General features: G+C 67.2%; 18 protein-coding genes, 1 tRNA gene and 1 pseudogene. 7 read left to right on the top strand and 13 right to left on the bottom strand.

What is annotated here, in order from left to right; all coding sequences use genetic code 11:
- Positions 1 to 91 precede the first annotated feature (91 nt).
- The 10 genes from repSA to AB0D12_RS39705 all read right to left on the bottom strand — a co-directional run bounded on the left by repSA (position 92) and on the right by AB0D12_RS39705 (position 6,953).
- Complete coding sequence (gene repSA, locus AB0D12_RS39660; RefSeq protein ID WP_362694506.1) at positions 92 to 1,441, bottom strand: replication initiator protein RepSA; 1,350 nt, start codon at positions 1,439 to 1,441, stop codon at positions 92 to 94.
- Positions 1,434 to 1,871 (bottom strand): ASCH domain-containing protein, encoded by a 438-nt coding sequence (locus AB0D12_RS39665; protein WP_362694509.1) that lies wholly within the window; start codon positions 1,869 to 1,871, stop codon positions 1,434 to 1,436. Before AB0D12_RS39665 ends, repSA begins: the two co-directional genes overlap by 8 nt.
- Positions 1,871 to 3,382, bottom strand: coding sequence for a DNA cytosine methyltransferase (locus AB0D12_RS39670; protein ID WP_362694512.1), 1,512 nt, complete (start codon positions 3,380 to 3,382; stop codon positions 1,871 to 1,873). The genes AB0D12_RS39665 and AB0D12_RS39670 overlap by 1 nt, the downstream gene beginning before the upstream one ends.
- Positions 3,379 to 3,594, bottom strand: coding sequence for a hypothetical protein (locus tag AB0D12_RS39675; RefSeq protein WP_362694552.1), 216 nt, complete (start codon positions 3,592 to 3,594; stop codon positions 3,379 to 3,381). The genes AB0D12_RS39670 and AB0D12_RS39675 overlap by 4 nt, the downstream gene beginning before the upstream one ends.
- 93 nt (positions 3,595 to 3,687) lie before the next feature.
- Positions 3,688 to 4,020 carry a SpdD-like protein gene (locus tag AB0D12_RS39680; protein WP_362694515.1) on the bottom strand — a complete coding sequence of 111 codons (333 nt, stop codon included), beginning with the start codon at positions 4,018 to 4,020 and terminating at the stop codon, positions 3,688 to 3,690.
- Between the two features lie 24 nt (positions 4,021 to 4,044).
- Positions 4,045 to 4,239, bottom strand: coding sequence for a hypothetical protein (locus tag AB0D12_RS39685; protein ID WP_362694517.1), 195 nt, complete (start codon positions 4,237 to 4,239; stop codon positions 4,045 to 4,047).
- Positions 4,240 to 4,244: 5 nt separating this feature from the next.
- Complete coding sequence (locus tag AB0D12_RS39690; RefSeq protein WP_362694520.1) at positions 4,245 to 4,898, bottom strand: DUF2637 domain-containing protein; 654 nt, start codon at positions 4,896 to 4,898, stop codon at positions 4,245 to 4,247.
- A gap of 77 nt (positions 4,899 to 4,975) precedes the next feature.
- Entirely contained in the window at positions 4,976 to 5,158 is a 183-nt protein-coding gene (locus AB0D12_RS39695; RefSeq protein WP_362694523.1) for a hypothetical protein, read from the bottom strand.
- 80 nt (positions 5,159 to 5,238) lie between these two features.
- The gene (locus AB0D12_RS39700) at positions 5,239 to 6,603 is read right to left on the bottom strand and encodes an FtsK/SpoIIIE domain-containing protein (protein ID WP_362694526.1); all 1,365 of its coding nucleotides are present in this window, start codon (positions 6,601 to 6,603) and stop codon (positions 5,239 to 5,241) included.
- A gap of 5 nt (positions 6,604 to 6,608) precedes the next feature.
- Positions 6,609 to 6,953, bottom strand: a complete 345-nt coding sequence (locus AB0D12_RS39705) for a hypothetical protein (RefSeq protein ID WP_362694529.1) — start codon at positions 6,951 to 6,953, stop codon at positions 6,609 to 6,611.
- A gap of 341 nt (positions 6,954 to 7,294) precedes the next feature.
- On the opposite strand from AB0D12_RS39705, the gene AB0D12_RS39710 reads away from it, so the two are divergent.
- Complete coding sequence (locus AB0D12_RS39710; RefSeq protein ID WP_362694532.1) at positions 7,295 to 8,428, top strand: helix-turn-helix transcriptional regulator; 1,134 nt, start codon at positions 7,295 to 7,297, stop codon at positions 8,426 to 8,428.
- On the opposite strand, the gene AB0D12_RS39715 is transcribed toward AB0D12_RS39710, so the two are convergent.
- Positions 8,412 to 9,203: an NUDIX domain-containing protein gene (locus AB0D12_RS39715; protein WP_362694535.1), complete on the bottom strand. Its 792-nt coding sequence runs from the start codon at positions 9,201 to 9,203 to the stop codon at positions 8,412 to 8,414. The two genes, AB0D12_RS39710 and AB0D12_RS39715, sit on opposite strands and share 17 nt — an antisense overlap.
- Before the next feature lie 155 nt (positions 9,204 to 9,358).
- Here AB0D12_RS39715 and AB0D12_RS39720 point away from each other — a divergent pair, with 155 nt between their 5' ends.
- From AB0D12_RS39720 to AB0D12_RS39730, 3 genes are all read left to right on the top strand, one after another.
- Entirely contained in the window at positions 9,359 to 10,075 is a 717-nt protein-coding gene (locus AB0D12_RS39720; RefSeq protein WP_362694538.1) for a hypothetical protein, read from the top strand.
- Between the two features lie 1,347 nt (positions 10,076 to 11,422).
- Entirely contained in the window at positions 11,423 to 11,713 is a 291-nt protein-coding gene (locus AB0D12_RS39725) for a transposase (protein WP_359204099.1), read from the top strand.
- On the top strand, positions 11,701 to 12,642 hold the full coding sequence (locus tag AB0D12_RS39730) for an IS3 family transposase (RefSeq protein WP_362694541.1): 942 nt from the start codon (positions 11,701 to 11,703) through the stop codon (positions 12,640 to 12,642). The genes AB0D12_RS39725 and AB0D12_RS39730 overlap by 13 nt, the downstream gene beginning before the upstream one ends.
- Before the next feature lie 1,707 nt (positions 12,643 to 14,349).
- On the opposite strand, the gene AB0D12_RS39735 is transcribed toward AB0D12_RS39730, so the two are convergent.
- Complete coding sequence (locus tag AB0D12_RS39735) at positions 14,350 to 14,646, bottom strand: hypothetical protein (RefSeq protein WP_362694544.1); 297 nt, start codon at positions 14,644 to 14,646, stop codon at positions 14,350 to 14,352.
- Positions 14,647 to 14,948: 302 nt separating this feature from the next.
- Here AB0D12_RS39735 and AB0D12_RS39740 point away from each other — a divergent pair, with 302 nt between their 5' ends.
- The 3 genes from AB0D12_RS39740 to AB0D12_RS39750 all read left to right on the top strand — a co-directional run bounded on the left by AB0D12_RS39740 (position 14,949) and on the right by AB0D12_RS39750 (position 16,646).
- A complete protein-coding gene (locus AB0D12_RS39740) occupies positions 14,949 to 15,389 on the top strand; it encodes a DUF6650 family protein (RefSeq protein WP_362694546.1) in 441 nt (146 codons plus the stop codon).
- A gap of 449 nt (positions 15,390 to 15,838) precedes the next feature.
- A tRNA-Arg gene (locus AB0D12_RS39745) sits at positions 15,839 to 15,920 on the top strand.
- 489 nt (positions 15,921 to 16,409) lie between these two features.
- The gene (locus AB0D12_RS39750) at positions 16,410 to 16,646 is read left to right on the top strand and encodes a hypothetical protein (protein WP_362694549.1); all 237 of its coding nucleotides are present in this window, start codon (positions 16,410 to 16,412) and stop codon (positions 16,644 to 16,646) included.
- 121 nt (positions 16,647 to 16,767) lie between these two features.
- On the opposite strand, the pseudogene AB0D12_RS39755 reads toward AB0D12_RS39750, so the two are convergent.
- A pseudogene (locus AB0D12_RS39755) lies at positions 16,768 to 17,030 on the bottom strand (RNA helicase); the annotation flags it as partial.

Here is a 17,030-nt window from a genome sequence, read left to right on the forward strand (position 1 = left end):
CTCCCGCAGAAGTCCACGCCGAATACGAGGAGTTGCAGGCAGCGGCATAAGGAGAACCCTCAACACCGCTGTCCGAGAAGCGCAGGGCCCCTCACTCCCCCATTGCCATGGCTTCGCGGGCGGTTTCTCGGTTGATCCGGATGTCTTCGGCGATGGATGCGGCGAGGGCGGATTCGCCGGGTGTGTGGCCGTGGCCGGCGTAGCGCCAGTCGGCGAGCACGAGGGTGGTGTCGGGTTCGGGGAGGCCGAGGGTTCGGCGTTGCTCGGTGGCGCGGTAGTCGGCACGGACCTGACGCCGTTCGGCGAAGGTGGAGGAGTAGCGGCGACTCTTGGTGAGGAAGTGGCCGCGGAAGCCGAGCATGTGAGCCCAGGCCCACAGCTTCCGGTCCGGGTAGATCGGGTCGAGGTTCCAGCAGGCGCGGATGAGCCGGCGGGCGTGATCGGGCACGTGGTGCTGGTCGAGTTCGGCGAGTTCACCGACGCGGCGGTCCAGGGTGCCGGTGGTCTCGGCTGCTTTGGTGGCGTACTTGGCGATGTAGGAGGCCACCGCGCCTTCGCTGATGTCGTCGCCGTCGTCGAAGGCCTTGATGGGTCGGATGTCGAGCTGAGTGCCCCAGCGCAGGGTGCGAACAGGCTGGTCACCGGCAGCGGGCACCTTCGCGGTGACGTAGGGGTGTGCTGCGGCAGCCTCGATGCAGCGGGTGAGGAGCTCGGTGGTGGCCCACTGGGGCGGAAGCGTGTCGGGCCCGTCTGGTCCGTCGATGCGGATGATGGCGTGGAAGTGGATCGCCCCGCGCTTCTGGAATTCCGCGACCTTGTTGAAGGACAGCCGAGCCGTCTCCTTGAACGCGTTCTGTGTGAGCCCGGCGGAGGCTGCGAGTTCGCGGCGCAGCCGGTTGATGAACCGGTGCCACAGCTCCCCGGCGTGGTTGTTGAACAGCACCGCCCCGGCGTAGTCGTACGTGGTCGGATCGAGAGCTGTCCCGAGGGTGGGGTCGTCCTCGGAGTGGCGGGTGCCGCAGCGGCAGCGGCCGGTGTCAGGACGGTTGTGGACCGGCCCGAAGGAGGGAGCGGTCAGGGTCGTGAAGACGCGGGGCCGCTCGCGTACGGCAGCCGGGATGTTCATGGTGTCGTCGCCGGCCAAGCCCGCACGCACCAACCGGTAGGCATCCCCGGCGTAGAGGTAGGCGCAGGGCTGGCAGCGGGAGGCGCGGCGGTTGCCGCAGGCGATGCGGAGCCGGCCGCCGGGCTCATCCTGAGTGGAGTACGTGTGCAGGACCTGCCCGGAGGTCTTGTCGCGGGTCAGAGTCCAGCCGGTGAGGTGGATGGGCTGTGCGCATCCGCCGGTCCTCTTGATCTGATCTTGCCAGCGGTCGAAGTCGGGGGCCGAAGCCACCCTGAGCAGGTCGCCCAGGATGGTCGGATCGAGCGTGTCAGCCACGGGCAGCCCCCAGAGCGTCAGCAACGGGCGGGGAGGCGAGCAGGCCGGAGGCCGGGGTCCACAGTCCACGTGCGCCGGGCCAGGGCAGCGGCCGGGCGAGCGGGACGACGCCGGTCAGCCGCCAGTGCCACCGGCCGCGAGCGGACCACAGGGTGCACCAGCCGTCGTCCTCGTGGCAGCCCTCCAGGCGGGCGACGGCGACGATCGCACCTCGGGGGAAGGGTCGGCGCAGGAACGGGCGGCCCAGCGGCATGTCTTTGGCGTTCGGGTCGGTGGTGCGTCCGGCGTGGATGAGGACCAGGCCGCGGTGGTCGGTGGGCCAGCTGCGGTTCTCGATCCTCTTCGTGCCGTAGGCGACGCAGGAGGCCCAGGGCTGCCACAGCGTCAGCGCCAGGACAGGGGTGCCGTCGTGCTCGGGGAGGCGGGTCATCAGAGCACCTCCAGCAGGGCTGAGGCGATCCACTGGGCGACGTTGGCGGGCACGGCGTTTCCGGCCTGCTTGGTCTGCTCTCCCCCGTGGCCCATGACGGTGTAGTCGTCGGTGAAGCGCTGGGCACGCAAGTGCTCGCGGGCGGACAGCATCCGGAAGTAGCAGTCCTCCACCTCGATCAAGTCCGGGGCGTGCTCGGTGCCCAGGACCACGCCGGCCGACTCACGGGTGGCGATCGTGTGCAGCGGTGTCCCGGTCGTGGTCGGACCGCCCCTGCGATAGGGGATGACCAGGCCGTGGTGATTGCCCCCGGCGGTGATCGCGGCCAGCGGGTCACCGACTCCCCTCGTGGTGGAGCCGCCGCCGCGGTGCTCGGTGATGAACGGAGCGGGCAGCAGCAGCGCTTCGCTCTCGCGGGTGGTGCGGGTCCGCAGGGGCACGGTGACGGCCGCCGCGTCCGTGTTCCAGCTGCCGCCGACCGGGACCAGCAACGGCGGGATGGCGATCCCGTCCCCGATCCGGACCGTGCGGGTGGGCAAAGGCGCGGCCAATGCGGGGAAGGCGCGTCCGTCGCCCTGGTCGCTGTGGTTGACCGTGACGACCGACGGCACCCGGTGCTTGTCCAGGCCGAGGCGGATCTTGCGCAGGGTGGAAGCGGCCAGCGGCTTCATGCCCTGGGTGGGCCGGTCGCCGATCCGGATACCGGGGTCTAACCAGTTGATCGCCCCTGCTGCGGGCCGTACGTAGGGTTCGACGATCTGGTGGCGGCAGCCGGGGTTGGGGCAGCGGAAGTCGTACTGCTGGCGGTATTTGCCGATCTTGCGGCCGTTGCGCCAGGACTGGACCGCGGGCACGTCCTGTTGGCAGACCGGGCACCAGGCGGGCGGGCGGACGTCGAGGTTCGGTGCCCGCAACTCCCGTCGGGTGAAGACAATGAAGATGCGGTCCCGCCACTGCGGGGCGTGCGGGTTGTCGTCCGCGCCGATGTGGGCGGCGGTGACGGACACGATCTGGTGGCGAAAGCCCAGGATCTCCCAGGCGTGCAGCCACCAGGAGAACAGCGGCCAGGCGGTGGCGAAGCGGGGGACGTTCTCGCACACGACGGCGTCGAAGTTGTGGACCTCGGCGGCGCGCAGGATGTCGTAGGCGGTGGCCCGGGTGCGCTCCCAGGCGGCGTCCTGGATGGGTCCTTCTTCCAGCAGATCGAGTTGTCCGGGTGTGGGCGGTGGCTTGGGGCGGCTGATGCCGTCGGCGGGGCTGCCCTCGGTGCAGATCGGGGAACCGACCAGGACCCGGGCTTTGGGCAGGCGCCGCATGTCGTAGTGGTCCAGGTCCACGCAGAGGTGTTCCGCCTCAGGAAAGTTGGCCGCGTGCGTCTCCACCGCGCGTGCCCAGTGGTTGGCACCGAGCACGACGTCGAAGCCGGCGCGGCGGAACCCGTCGGAGTCCCCACCGGCGCCGCAGAACAGATGGATCGAGGTGGGCCGGGAAGTGGCGGATCGGCGCGTCACCGCAGCGCCTCCTGCCCGGAAGGGGCCACGAGGGGGCGGCGGGTGGTGACGAGCCAGAGGGGGGCGTGGCCGGTGCCGTGGCAGGCCGGGCAGACGACGGGGAGGGTGGTGCGGGTGCCGTCCTGGTTGCGGGTGCCGGTGGTGATGGCGACGACGGGGAAGCCGTCGCAGTCCGGGCAGATCCGGGCGGCACGATCCGTGCGGTCGGGCATCATGGAGATTCCTTCCGGTTCAGTGATCGGGTAGGGGCTTGGCCGTCCGGGGAGGCGGATGCTTGGCGGTATCGAGGCCGCCCGGAGGGCCGGTCAGCGCTGACGCGGGTTGACCATGGAGCGAAGGACCACGGCACAGACCGCGACCGATGCGGCGGTGACGGCGACGGCGAGCAGCAGCGAGACCAGGACCGCGCCGACCACGAGGACGACCGCGGCACCACCACCTATGGCGACCAGGAGGCCGGTCGGGGTGAGCCGGACCGCGGGCACGGCGCGAGCGGGGCCCGGAGCAGGTGCCGGGGCGGGGTGCTGGCAGGCACACGCGGCGGCGTGCTGGTGCTGCTGGTCGAGCGGGGCCGGGTGGACGATCGGGGCGACGAGGCCGGTCGGTGTCGGCATGGTCGGGATACGCGGGCGGAACATGATGGGTTCTCCCTTCTGGGCTGGTTACTTGGTGGTGCCGTTGACGACGTCGACGCCGGCTTTGGTGCCGGACTCGATCGCCGGGGCGAGGAACGTGTCGGCGAGGAGGAAGCCGCCGAGGAGCAGCACGACGATCAGCCAGGTCGGCGGACGCATGATCTTGATTCCGAAGTAGCCGAAGATGGCGACCACGGCGATCAGCGGCAGTTCGACGTTCACGGCGGTCAGTCCTTTCCGGTGAGTTGGAGGGCGAGGGCATCGGCCATCGGGCCGGGCACGCCGAGGCGGACACGCAGGATCTCTGGATCGATCGCGGTACCTGTCGAGGCCCGATGCGCGTCGGCGACCTTCCGGGCATGCGCGAGAAGCGCGGCCGGGACCGGTGTGGCAGGCGGCAGCGCTGGAACCGGATCGGCCTCGGGCGCCGGGACCGGTGCGTCACGGGTGAGCGCAACATCCGCAGCCGGTTCGGCAGATGAGGCCGGGGCCGTGTCGGTGGCCTGGTGGTCGGGGGTGTGGACGAGGAGGGTGCCGCCGAGGAACGCGAGCGCGGGCCAGCCGGCCACCAGAATCCGCAGCCACGCCGGAACGTTGTTCAGGTCGAGCAGTCCCGCGGTGGCAACGTTCGCGCCGAGGGATGCGGCGAGTGCGACGGCGAACCAGGTCCACGCGGCACGGGTCGGCTCCCCTGCGGCGCGCAGGATGCGCAGGCGTCGCCAGGCCGCGACCAGGAGCAGATCCACGGAGATGGGGTAGGCCCAGGCTTTCCAGCCGGCTTGTCCCGCAGCGGCGGCGATGTCGTGCAGGTGGGCGAAGGACAGGGCACCGGCGATCACGGCCTGGATGAGCACGGCATCGGGACGGATCGAGCGGGTCACGAGTCTTCACCTCCTTGAGAGTTGGGCCGGGGCCGGGCGGGGCTCACAGGTCCTGCCGCCCGGCACCTGGCGTGGATCTACTCGGTCGGGGCTTGGCCGGTGCCGAAGCAGGTCAGGCAGAGGGCTTCCTGCCGGTCGCTGCTCTCCCGCTTGCTGCGGGCGCCGACCTGGAAGGACTCGGAGACCTGACCGGTCTGGCAGTCCGGACACGGCTGCTTCTTCGCTGTCTTGCGGGCGCTGGTGGGTTTTCGTGCGGCCACGGGGTGTCCTCCTTTCGGGCATGGCGGGGGTAGGGACCTGGCGCGAGGCGGTCACGCCGACCGTGCGGAGCAGAGGGGTGTTACCAGGTGGCCGGGATCGTCACCGTGGGTGCGGCGGGAGCCGGGGCGGGGATATTGGCCGCCGGGCGGAACGCTTCCAGGGCCGTGATCTGCGGCGTCAGGTGCGCGAACTCGCGGCACACAGCGGCGACTTCACCCAAGCTCGTCTTCGGTGTGCGGATGCGGGACCAGCCGCCCGAGGAATCACCCGCGATGGCGGTACCGGCACGCTCGGCGGCGATCGCGGTAGCGGCCACGACAGCGAGTTCGTTGATGTCGCCCAGGCCCATTTCGGCGGTCTGCTTGTCGTTGCAGCGATGCACCACCCGGCCGGTGAGCTGAGCCCGCAAGGCCGTTGCGCCCTTGCCGAGTTCCGAGCCGAAGCGCTGCCCGCACACCTCCAGATAGATCCCCACCGCACGGGCGAGCTGCGCGAGGCGGACCAGCTGGGTCACCATCCGATCCCGGCGGAAACCGTCCTCCCTGGACGTGCTCAGGAACAGTTCGGCGATCTCATCGATCAGCACCACGATGGGAACCGGGCGCAGCTTCCTCGGCAGCCCCCAGATGTCCGAGGTGATGTCCTCCAGCTGCGTGCCCGGGGAGATGCCCTGGTGCAGGCACAGCAGGTCGAAGCGCTCTTCCATCTCCGCGACCAGCGCATCCAGCAGCCCATCGGCCTGATCGGGGGTGATGGCGAGTGCGGTCAGGCGCGGGGCGAACGGGGCCTGTTCCACGCCGCGCTTGCAGTCGATCCCGACCAGGGCGACATCCAGCGGCGCGAGCCCTTTGATCAGGCAGCGCTGGTGCATCGACTTGCCGGACTGGTTGGCACCCAGCGTGAGGGAGTGCGGGATGTCCTGGTAGTTGCGCACGTAGGGCAGGCCGTCTTCCCGCAGGGCGACAGTGACGGACAGAGGACCGCAGGGCAGGCGGCGCGGCATCCGTACGCGGGCGAGGATGTCGAATCCCGTCAGCCGCAGCTCGACCACGCCGGGTTTGATCTCGGCCACGTGGACGGAGTAGATGCCCCAGGCGTGCCGCAGCCGTTCGGCCGACTTGACCACGTCTTCCGGGGCAAGGCCCGCAGCCAGCCGCAGCCGGAGGCGGAGCCCTGTGGCGGTGGGGCGTATCCCGCGAACCTTAGGAATGCCGGGCCGGGTCACCGTGTCGCCGGCGGACAGCTTGTGGGCGAACACCCGCCACCAGGGCGGAGCAACGGTCAGCTCACACGCCTCCATCGTCCGGCGGTAGGAGGACAGGACCCGGTACAGAGCGGCCGGAAGACCGACCAGCGTCCAGTACACGGCGGGAGCCTTGACCCGGGCGACCAGGAGCAGAGCGGTTGCTATGACCGCCAGTGCTAAGAGCGTTCCTCCGCTCATGGCGATCAGGCCTTGCCGTTCGAGGCGGCCGGAACCTCTGCAGCCATCACGGCAGTGGCGCGGTAGCTGATGCCGTGCCCGTATTCGTTCTCCCACGGGGTGGCCACCAGACCGGGCAGAGCCACCGGGGAACCGGGGAACAGGTCCGGCTGAATGCCGTCCTCGGCGACCACGACGGTCTCAGCGTCGGGGCGACCGTCCACGATCACGGCCACGTTCACGTTGTACAGAACCTTGCCCGACTGCTTGTCCTTCGCGATCTCTCCGGTCTCCCGGTTCTTGACCTTGGGCTCGGGGGCCTGGATGAGCATCACCGTCATGGCTTCGGTTTTCACGGGGATCTTGCGCATAATTGAACTCCCTTGTCTGAGGGGCGGGAGCGGCGGACTACTTGGCGGTGGACGCCGCTCCGTGCGTTGATGGGGGCCCTGACGGCGGAGGCCGTTGGGGCTCTTCGTGCTCCCAACTGGTGCGCACCAATAGGTTGCATCTGGTGCGCACCAGATGTCAAGCGGTTGTCGCCTTCCGGCTCCTCAACTCGCCTTCCTGCGACAACTCCAGAGAACATCGAGGTTCAACTGCGCGGTAGCCAACAGGGGTTAATCCAGTCGCTGTTAACCCCTGCCGACCTGCGCTGATGTGAGGCATGCTGCTTTGGGGGCACTCTCGTACTCACACGCAGGGGGTGTAGGTGACGAACGGACTTCGTACAGCGCGGCAAACACGGGAGTGGTCGCAAGAGCGCCTAGTACGTGAGATCGAGCGGCATGCGCGCCAGCACATGCTCAGCGTCGCGTCGACCGCGAGCCTGCACGTCTACGTCTCTGAGTGGGAGAACGGAAGGCGCACGATCAGCGAGAGGTACGCAAGGATCCTGCGCGCGCTCTTGGGTGTCACCGACCATGAACTATTCGGCCGCGCTGCGCCCTCAGAGGCTCCTGCGGAAGCCGATGGCTACGGCGAGCTCGTGAACCGCATCGATGCGGCGCGCAGCGTCAGTCTCACCATGGTGGAAACGTTCATGGACCAGACCGAACTACTTCGCACCGTCGATCGCCAAATGGGAGCATCAAGCCTGGTCGATCAGATGACTGGGCATCTCACGACGCTAGAAGACGCGCTGACCTTCGCGGTACTTCCAGAAACGCGCCGCCCTGTGGCCCGAGCCTTGGCCGGCGCCGCAACACTTGCAGCCTGGCAAGCCCTCGATGTGGGAGCGGTTGAACGGGCTTGGAGGCATTACGAGTTAGGGAAGCATGCCGCCCAGGAGGCCGACGAGCCGATGTATCTCGCGCATGCCACCGCAGAACAGGCCTATGTTCTCTGTGATGCTGGGCGACCAGCAATTGCAGTTGAGCTTGTGCGCAACGCCCAGCGGGTAGGCGGGCACCGACTATCGCCGAGGCTCCGAGCATGGCTGTATGCGGCTGAGGCAGAGATAGCCGCGAAGGCCGGACTTGCCGAGGACTGCCGCCGGGCCCTTGAACGGGCGGTGAGCTGCCTGCCCGAGGGCGAGGAGGCCCGCGATCCCGACATGCTCAGCATCTTCCTCAACCACGGTCATCTGGCCCGGTGGCGCGGGAATGCACTCGCGCTTTTGGGTGATGACGAAGCGGTCAGCGACCTCTATACAGCGCTAGATGCCGTAGATCCAACGTTCATCCGCGCTACAGCCGGCCTGCGATGCGACCTCGCTCAGGCACACCTCGCACGTGGGGAGTTCGACCAGGCGCAGGACCATCTACGGCAGGCCCGACTGTTGGCCAATCGCACTGGATCAGTACGCCACCGCCGACGGATAGAGCAGATCACGCAGGAGCTGTAGACGCGTCTTCACCGCGGGAGGCGAGGAGGTGAAGTAGCGCGACCAAGGTGCCCGATCCCATGAGCTCACCCCGTGCCATCAATACCGGAATGTCGGCGAGCGGCACCCAGGCAACATGCCCAGCTTCCTCGATGTCCGTGGGCTCGCCGATGTGCTTGGCACCACGTCCTACGTAGATCTCGTGTGGGGAATCGACCATGCCAACCATTGGCTGGTACGTGACGACATGCCGCAGCGAGTCTGGACGCCAGCCCGTCTCTTCCTCGAACTCGCGCAGCGCAGTTGTGGCTGCATCTTCGCCCTCATCCACGATGCCACCAGGAAGCTCCCAACCCCAGGCATCTGGAACGAAGCGATATCGCCACAGCATGAGCACGCGGTCCTGGTCATCCAGCACAGCTGTGATCGCGACGTGATGCAGTCGCACCACATGATGCTCGAAACGTTCGACGCCAGGAGGCTCCACGTCGACGAGGGCAAGCTTCACCCACTCGTTGTCGTACACCGTGCGCTCACCGTGGATGGTCCACGGCTCCAGCTCACCCGGCGTGTCAACGCTTACCGTTCGCGAGGGAACGCGATAGGAGCTGCGCCCATGCACCTCGATCACACGCTCAGCGACCAACTTCGCGAGCACCTGCCGGAGTTGCGTGCGCCCGATGTCCAGGTCTTCCGACATGGTTCGCTCGGAGGGAAGTTTCGCGCCGGCCGGATACTTCCCTGCCTCGATCCATTCACGAATCGTGCGGTAGACCCGCTCCGACTTCGGTCCCATCCCCGTAGCACTCTCCCTGTCTCATGAACTGGCCCGCACCAGCGTAGCCGCCGACGCTGACGGTAGACAGAGGTGATCAGTGATGCCAGATGCCTGCGGGTGAGGAGGCCATCCGTACTGGGTAGAAGTGCGAAAGCATCCGGGAGGGGGATCCGGTGGGGCTTTCGCTTGCTGGGCTGCTCGGACCCATCTTCGGCGGGGTCGTCGTGGCTCTGACCACCTACTGGACGACGAGACAACGAGCGACAGCCGAGATCAGGAAACTCGATGCCGAAGCTGAGAAGACTAGAGCCGAGACATCGATCATCCTGGCGGACCTTGACCTACGCAGGTCAGAACCTCGGTTTCGCGACGAGTTGCCCAGGGGGTGGATGGATGGTGGCGACGACATCGCGAACTACGAGCTGGGCATCGACCACAACGTCTTCCACGCCGGCCGGGCCAGCGGCTTCGTCCGCTCATGCCACGACCCCGTTGGCTTCGCGACGCTGATGCAACGCTTCAAGGCCGACACCTATCACGGGACGCGTGTGCGGGTTTCAGCTCTGATCAGAACGGCTGAAGTGCTTGGCTGGGCTGGCCTCTGGATGAGGGTTGATGACGGGGACGGCAAGTCACTCGCGTTCGACAACATGCAGGACCCGGACCGGAGGATATCGGGCACCCGTGGCTGGCAGAGGCATGCCGTCGTCCTTGCCGTCCCTGAAACGAGCGCTGTCATCGCCTTTGGGATCCTGCTAGATGGACCAGGACAGGTATGGATCGACGACGTGGAGTTCGAAGTAGTCGGGGAGGACGTACCGTCAACCCACTACATGGAGCGGATGCCGCTGCAGCCAATCAACCTTGATTTTGAAGGCGGCACTAACTAGCAAGGCTGGGCGGAGTGAGCTCCGCAGGCACCACTGGCGAAGGGAGTTCGCTGGTTGGCGTCGGTCCACTGACCCTTCGGCTCCGACTGAGGCGCAGCACTGGGTGTCGAGTCTCAGTTGACGGTTGTCTAGTCCCAGTTGATGGTTGCGCGGACAGACTTTCCCTACATCATCAAGTGCTCGCTTCGCTCGCTGCCCGACCGGGCTTCGGTCAGCGAGCCAGATCATTCGCCAGCCCAGCCGCCGTAACGCAGAACAACCACAACGGGCCCAGCTCCGCCCCATGCTCGCCATCCGTCCGAGTGACCCTCAGAAGGCTGCAAAGACACCAGGGCACAGCGCACCGGAGAGCAGGCGGAAGCTCGGGAGAACACCACAGTTGACGCTTGAGGCGTCTGCTTTCCCGGCCTCCTGAACTGCGGTAGCAGTCTGATCAGAGATCAGAGGGTGCCGCGCACAGCGCGGCGGCGCCGGCCGGACGCCGCCGCGCTTGCCCCTCAATGTCTACGCCACCGGGGCCGCACGTCGTCGCCCGCCCGCGCCCACAAGGGGGCGAAAAAAGACCAGGCCGGGGGTGGGGACGGTCGACTCCACGGCTTTACCCACACTCCCCGATTCGGGTCCCGCGTCGAGCAAGACCAGGGGGCCACTCGGACACATTGCGGGCAGGGGTGAAGCCTGCCCGAGTAGCCGGCAAGCGTACGGCCCCCTGATCATGCCCGACCCCAAACCGGGCAGGACACCGGCCAAAGCCGTTCCACCGACCTCGACGCCGTTGGTCTCGCACTGTTCGGTGCGACTCATGGCGTCGGACCCGGGCGAGTACGTGAAGGCAGCGCCGAGGCTGGTAGCGCTCCTGGATAAAGATGGAGCGGGGATCAGCAGCAGCCGTGCCACTCGTGCCGGGCGTCCGTATGTGGAGGTGCGTCAGGCGCTTGTCGAAGCCCTGTATTAAATTGCTCCGATCTACTGATAATCACTGCGTGTCGACCAGGTGTGCCAATCGATCGGCTGCCCAAGGGGCAGGCTCGCCCTTGGGTTCGGACGTGGAGTCCCCAACCGATCGAAGCAAGGAGCACGTACATGAGTCCTGACAACAGGACAGAGTCCCGACTGGGACCGCTGCCCCGTCGAGCCAAGTGGAGAGCCGGCGGCACGATCACCTCGCTCGCCCTAGTCCTGGCGGCCGGGGTCGTCAGTCCGGTTGCGACTGCGGCTCAGAGCATGGGCGAACGCGTGAGCGCGACGAGCGGCCCGGGCGGCGCAGACGACAAGTGCAAGGACGCGCCACACCGTGACCTTCCCCTCGTAGCGTAGAGACCGTGACTGCAGGGGAAGTTGAGGGTCATGGCGGGCAAGAGGCGGAAGTTCGACGCGGAGTTCCGTGAGGGGGCTGTGCGGATCGTGGCGGAGACCGGCAAGCCGATCCCACAGGTCGCGAAGGACCTCGGGATCAACGAGACGACGCTGGCCACCTGGGTGTCGAGGGCACGGGCGGCCGGCAAGGCCGGTCCGACGGGTGAGAGCGAGGAACTTGCGCGGTTGCGACGGGAGAATGCCCAGCTCAAGCGGGACAACAAGGAGCTGGTCATGGAGCGTGATGTCCTCAAACGCTGCATGGTCCTGTGGGTGAAGTAGCTGTTGCGGACCCGGCGGCGCTCGTCGGGGTGATCAGCGACCAGAGGACCGATTTCAAGATTCCGCATCGCACCTCCTGTCGAGCCCTGGGGGTGTCGGAGGCGTGGTTCTACAAGTGGCGGCGCAGACCGTCCGAGCCGACGAAACGCGAGGTCAGACGGGCACTGCTGGCCGAGCGGATCTCGTACTTCTTCGACCGATCGGGCCGCACCTACGGCTCGCCGAGGATCACGCTGGATTTGTGGGAGGAGGGCTGGCAGGTGTCGCAGAACACCGTCGCTGACATCATGGCCGAGCTCGGCCTGCAGGGCCGCAAGCCACCACGCCGCCGGCGTTCGCTGACCCGTCCCGGGAAGCGGAAGACGGCACGTGACCTGGTGCTGCGCAGGTTCGACGCGATCGCGCCGAACATCTTGTGGTGGGGCGACATGACCGAGATCGACACCGACGAGGGCAAGCTCTACCTCGCGAGCGTGCACGACGCGTTCTCCCGCCGGGCCCTGGGCTATGCGATGGGCGACCGGCACGACACGACGCTGGTCAGCGCCGCCCTGCAGATGGCGATCGCGACCAGAGGCGGCCAAGTGGACGGCGTCATTTTCCACACCGACCGCGGATCGGAGTACAACTCCGAGGCGTTCAGGCAGCTTTGTGGCAGGTGGGGCGTGGTGCAGTCGATGGGCCGTGTCGGCTCCGCCCTGGACAACGCCGCCGCGGAGTCGTTCCACTCGGTCCTCAAGGTCGAATACGTCCACCGACACCGTTTCGCCACCCGCGCCGAGGCGCGACTGAAGACCGCCACCTGGATCGCGGACTTCTACAACACCAAACGACGCCACAGCTCGGCCAGCAGGCAACCACCCGTCGAGTTCGAACGGATCATCCAACAAGCGCGAGCTCGGCCCGATCAACAAGACCGGGCCGCATAACCAACGTCTCTACGAAATCTGGGGATTGAAACCGCGGGGGTAAGGACAACTGCAAGAAGGGCCCGAAGGGCGCCACCGGACCGACGGGGCCGACGGGCTCGCAGGGTGACCCGGGTACAACCGGACCGACGGGCTCGCAGGGTGACCCGGGTACAACCGGACCGACGGGCTCGCAGGGTGACCCGGGTACGACCGGACCGACGGGGCCGACGGGCTCGCAGGGTGACCCGGGTACGACCGGACCGACGGGGCCGACGGGCTCGCAGGGTGACCCGGGTACGACCGGACCGACCGGACCGACGGGCTCGCAGGGTGACCCGGGTACGACCGGACCGACCGGACCGACGGGCTCGCAGGGTGACCCGGGTACGACCGGACCGACCGGCTCGCAGGGTGACCCGGGTACGACCGGACCGACCGGACCGACCGGCTCGCAGGGTGACCCGGGTACGACCGGACCGACCGGACCGACGGGGCCGACGGGACCGACCGGACCTCAAGGAGTGGAGGAGCGCGAGGTGGTTACCGCGTTGAGCCTCCCCCTCGTGCCTGGTTCGACTGTTGCCTCCAATGTGCCATGTTCAACAGGGCTGGTGCCGGTATCAGGGGGCGTACAAACCAACACTTCCGTCACGAAAGTGGCCGAATCTTATCCTCAACTCACTGGTTGGTTCACTGCCGTGACTAACCAATCCGCCGGTGTAATCCCCGGAGTGACCTTCTACGCCATTTGCGAAACGCCCGCATAATCACGCCGAAGGGAGCGTGTGGTTGAGTGACTGCGATCGTGAAATCCCCAGTCGCCTGACATCCGACGGGCAAAGGAATGACCCGCACGCGAAACCGCCGGCGTCTCAGTTTCCTCTCATTCAGCCGCGTTCACCGCCGTTCAGACCCGGCCCAGTCCAAGTCCCACCGCACCAGTCGCACCGCCATGGCCCGAGGTGAACAACCCTGGACATCCCGCTCAACGACACCAACAGACTTGGAAAACGTGCGCCCTATGTCATGTCTCTCGGGGCGAGCCCCTGAGTCCTGTGGAGCAGCGCGATAGCATCCCGCATGCCCATTCCATGGAGATCCAGCGCGTACGTGTTCGCGCGGATCTTGAGACAGCATGGTGTCGAGCCTGATGCCGTAGGCGACGTCGTTGCTGCCTGGGATGCCTTCGGCGAGTTTCTCCAGATCGAAGTCGAAGGGATCGAGGGACTTCGCCGGGTGTCCGTTCCACGGCAGGCGACCGGGAGGCGCTGGGAGAAAACAGGCAGAAGATCTTCTCCCAACGACTCCCGGGCGCCCAGCCAGTGTGGGATGGACGCTGGCCTTCAACCGGGAGATGTAGCCGGCCGACGTCGAGCCCTGGCTTGCCTCGCCAGTTCGTGAACGGCTCCCCAGTCATCCGCTCGTTGGCGTAGCTGCACGGCGTGAGGTCCTCAAAGCATGTCGCTCAAAGCTGACTACGACCCTGACTACCGAACTGCGGCCTATTCGCGGACAGGATGACGCAAGAGGATCATCGTCAGGTCTGTGACCAGGGCGCATGCCCAGGACTCAAGAGGCCTCCGGAGCCGTGTGCAGACGCCCTCTGGGTTTCCGACCGCTGGCCAAGGAGCTACCGCCAGGCCCAGATGAGCCTGCTCGCCGCGTGAGCAACCGCCACTCACGAACCACGCGGATGCGGGAGACGGTACGGCGGGGCAAGGTTGTTCAGCCGGTGATAGCAGCCCAGCCCAGCCTCTTCAGCACGTCCTCAGGAGACAACTGTGAGTCTCGCAACTTCTCGTATCCAGCGACAACCTCATCCGGGTCCAAGCCTGCCTCTTGCGCCTTGCTACGCAGGTCAGCAAGGTCGATGGCATCCCTAAGCGCCTGCTTCGCGGCCTCGGCGTCCTGATGCTGCATCCGCTTGGCCGCTTCCTGTTGACCACGCCTCCACAGGTACCACCCTCCGCCGGCTCCACCTCCAAAGAGGGCACCAGCGGCGGCGAAGAAGAGAATGGGCATCTCCGGTCCTTTCGTTGCCGCTCAAAGGCTGCCATGTCCGTGCCACCAACGAGGGCGAATCGGAGGAAAATGGCGAGCCATGGCTTCGATGGCAACTGCTCGACATCGGCAGATGACTGCGCGCGCACGCGACAAGTGTCGGGCGAGCGGCATCGCCACCGTGGCCGCTCGTAGGTCGCGGGCGCCGTGACGGTCGACGTCCAAACCGGGCTCGCCGACTGCGGCGGCCGATGGCGATCGTATTCGTGCCACACCGACCATCCCTGACTGATAGGCATGAGTCGTCAACGGGAGGGGAACCAATGAGCATCCGACCAACGTCGTTCAGTGCCTTTGGCTTTGGCGTGAACTGGGAGTTCACGAAGTCGGACAGGGACATCGCACAGGAGGTGATGGACTTCCTCGCCGACAAGCGCGTGTTGACGATCGGGCACGCGCGCCCACAAGCCGAGGCTGCTGCCTGCCTCGCGTCTGCTGCCGAGTGCCGCGCTCGCTTGTCTGGGTACCTAGACCAGCTGAAGAAGCCCGGAGGTGACCTTCGCATCTGGCTACGGGCTATGCGTCAGGCTTTTGTGGACTTCATCGAATCTGGCGGTCTTCACGGCAGACGCTTCGGTCCAGAGTCCTACGCCGCGTTCAACGAGGCTTTGGCTCAATTGCGGAACCGGGTCCAGCAGCAGGCAGACGAGGTCTCCGGGCGTTACAAGCTCACCGGCCTCGACCTTCCAGGGTCCGAGACGTAGTCCGCGGATTGATGACCCAGCTCTGACCGAAGCCGGCGGAAGCCGCCCGCGAGGCCCGGCCCTCAGTCGCTACGTGCCACAACCGTGACAGCAGCGGCCCCCTTTTTAAGGTGCTTGACTGCGGGCCGAGGTCTACCCCTTCCGGGCTGATGCGTTCACGCAACCGGTCCCGACGCGCGCGGTATACAACCGTCCAGAGGGTGCAGCTGTTCAGGCTGGCGGCGAGAAGCCTGCGACGCCGAATGTGCCAAGCCGCCGCCAGCATGACCAGGATGGCGACCACGAAGGTCCACACTGTGACGGCACCGTCGTACTAGCGGTCGGCCACGAGAGCACGCATGCTCTGACGGATACCAAGGACGGGTGAGCGCAGGCAGAGCGGCCATTCATACCCCTTTGTCGAATGCGTGTCGAAGACGCCGAACATTCGCGCCTGGCGTCCGAATATAGCCAGGTCAGAGGGGGCACGCCTGTGATCACACCCAGCGCCTTCTAAGCGCTTGGCCGCAGGTTCGAGTCCTGCCGGGGGCACACAGCCCGCACAACCGACAGACCCTCCACCCAGGAGGGTCTTTTTGCAGGTCAAAGGCACCATAGCGGGCGAGGGGTAGCGGAGGCGTAAGCGCGGGACCGCCCTCCGGTGATCATGAGAGTGTTCCGGCCGGTGTCCGGCTGTCACCGGGTTTCTGCGGGTGGCCACGGTGGATACACGGTGGCGTTTTCCGGGTCGCCAGTCACGCATCGTCGTCCATCACGGGAAGCTCCGTCGCCTCGATGCGCTTCTGGAGATCCTTGAGCTGCGCCGAGATGCACGTGCGTAGATCGCGAGCAGTACCGCACGCTATTGCCTGCCCACTCGGCCACCTGCGTCGGCGGAACCCCGACGTTGAGCCAGTTGGTCAGGCGGCACCTGTGCCGCCGGTCGTACACGCGTTTACCAAGTGGAGAAGCGGACTCGTCCGGGGTCAGGACTTTCTGTCGGGCCGTGCGCCAGGCCCGGCGGATGACGGAGCCAGCCGGATGCCGGCCGCGCAGCGCGACCCCGGGATGGAGGACTGCGGAGCGGGCGCCACAGCCGCTGACCGGCTGCAGGCCGCCGCACTCGCCTACGTGAAGTTCGCGGTGGAGAACGAAGGGCTGCACGAGCTCGGCGCGCAGGCCCGGCGGGCGGCTACGGACAAGGTCATGAGTGCGATCCAGGCTCTCTCCGGCCAGGAGCCGGCCAGCCGCTACAACGAGCTGTCACAAGCCGCATAGGCCTGGGGCCCGTGCGCCCGGCCCTGCCCTGCCCCTCGACGAGGAGATGGACCGCGCAGGTCGTGATCTGCCCTGACCAGTACCCGGTGAGGGACCCCGTCCGGGGTCCCTCAGTCGAGTCCTAAGCGGCGCGACGGACCCGTGCGGCCTTCCGGGCCTCGGCGGTCTGGCGGGCCTCGGCGGACCGGCGGGACTCGCTACCGGCGCGGCCGGGCCGACCCGGGCGGGTGCCCCGGCCGCGGAACGGGGCGCCGCCGCGCTTGGGGCGCTCCGTGACGGGTGCGGTGATGGTGATGGGGATGCCGGAGGGGGGCTGGGCGCCGGTGATGCGGTTGAGTTCGGCTTCGCCGGAGCGGACGTGGGTGGTGTGCGGGGTGATGCCGG

Origin of the sequence: Streptomyces sp. NPDC048479, from assembly GCF_040651435.1 — a bacterium.
GTDB lineage: Bacteria > Actinomycetota > Actinomycetes > Streptomycetales > Streptomycetaceae > Streptomyces.

Bases quoted from the DNA above. Each gene is read 5' to 3' on its own strand.
- AB0D12_RS39665 (WP_362694509.1), bottom strand. From the start codon at position 1,871: ATGACCCGCCTCCCCGAGCACGACGGCACCCCTGTCCTGGCGCTGACG.
- AB0D12_RS39675 (WP_362694552.1), bottom strand. From the start codon at position 3,594: ATGCCCGACCGCACGGATCGTGCCGCCCGGATCTGCCCGGACTGCGAC.
- AB0D12_RS39680 (WP_362694515.1), bottom strand. From the start codon at position 4,020: ATGTTCCGCCCGCGTATCCCGACCATGCCGACACCGACCGGCCTCGTC.
- AB0D12_RS39700 (WP_362694526.1), bottom strand. From the start codon at position 6,603: ATGAGCGGAGGAACGCTCTTAGCACTGGCGGTCATAGCAACCGCTCTG.
- AB0D12_RS39705 (WP_362694529.1), bottom strand. From the start codon at position 6,953: ATGCGCAAGATCCCCGTGAAAACCGAAGCCATGACGGTGATGCTCATC.
- AB0D12_RS39715 (WP_362694535.1), bottom strand. From the start codon at position 9,203: ATGGGACCGAAGTCGGAGCGGGTCTACCGCACGATTCGTGAATGGATC.
- AB0D12_RS39725 (WP_359204099.1), top strand. From the start codon at position 11,423: ATGGCGGGCAAGAGGCGGAAGTTCGACGCGGAGTTCCGTGAGGGGGCT.
- AB0D12_RS39735 (WP_362694544.1), bottom strand. From the start codon at position 14,646: ATGCCCATTCTCTTCTTCGCCGCCGCTGGTGCCCTCTTTGGAGGTGGA.
- AB0D12_RS39740 (WP_362694546.1), top strand. From the start codon at position 14,949: ATGAGCATCCGACCAACGTCGTTCAGTGCCTTTGGCTTTGGCGTGAAC.
- AB0D12_RS39750 (WP_362694549.1), top strand. From the start codon at position 16,410: ATGCCGGCCGCGCAGCGCGACCCCGGGATGGAGGACTGCGGAGCGGGC.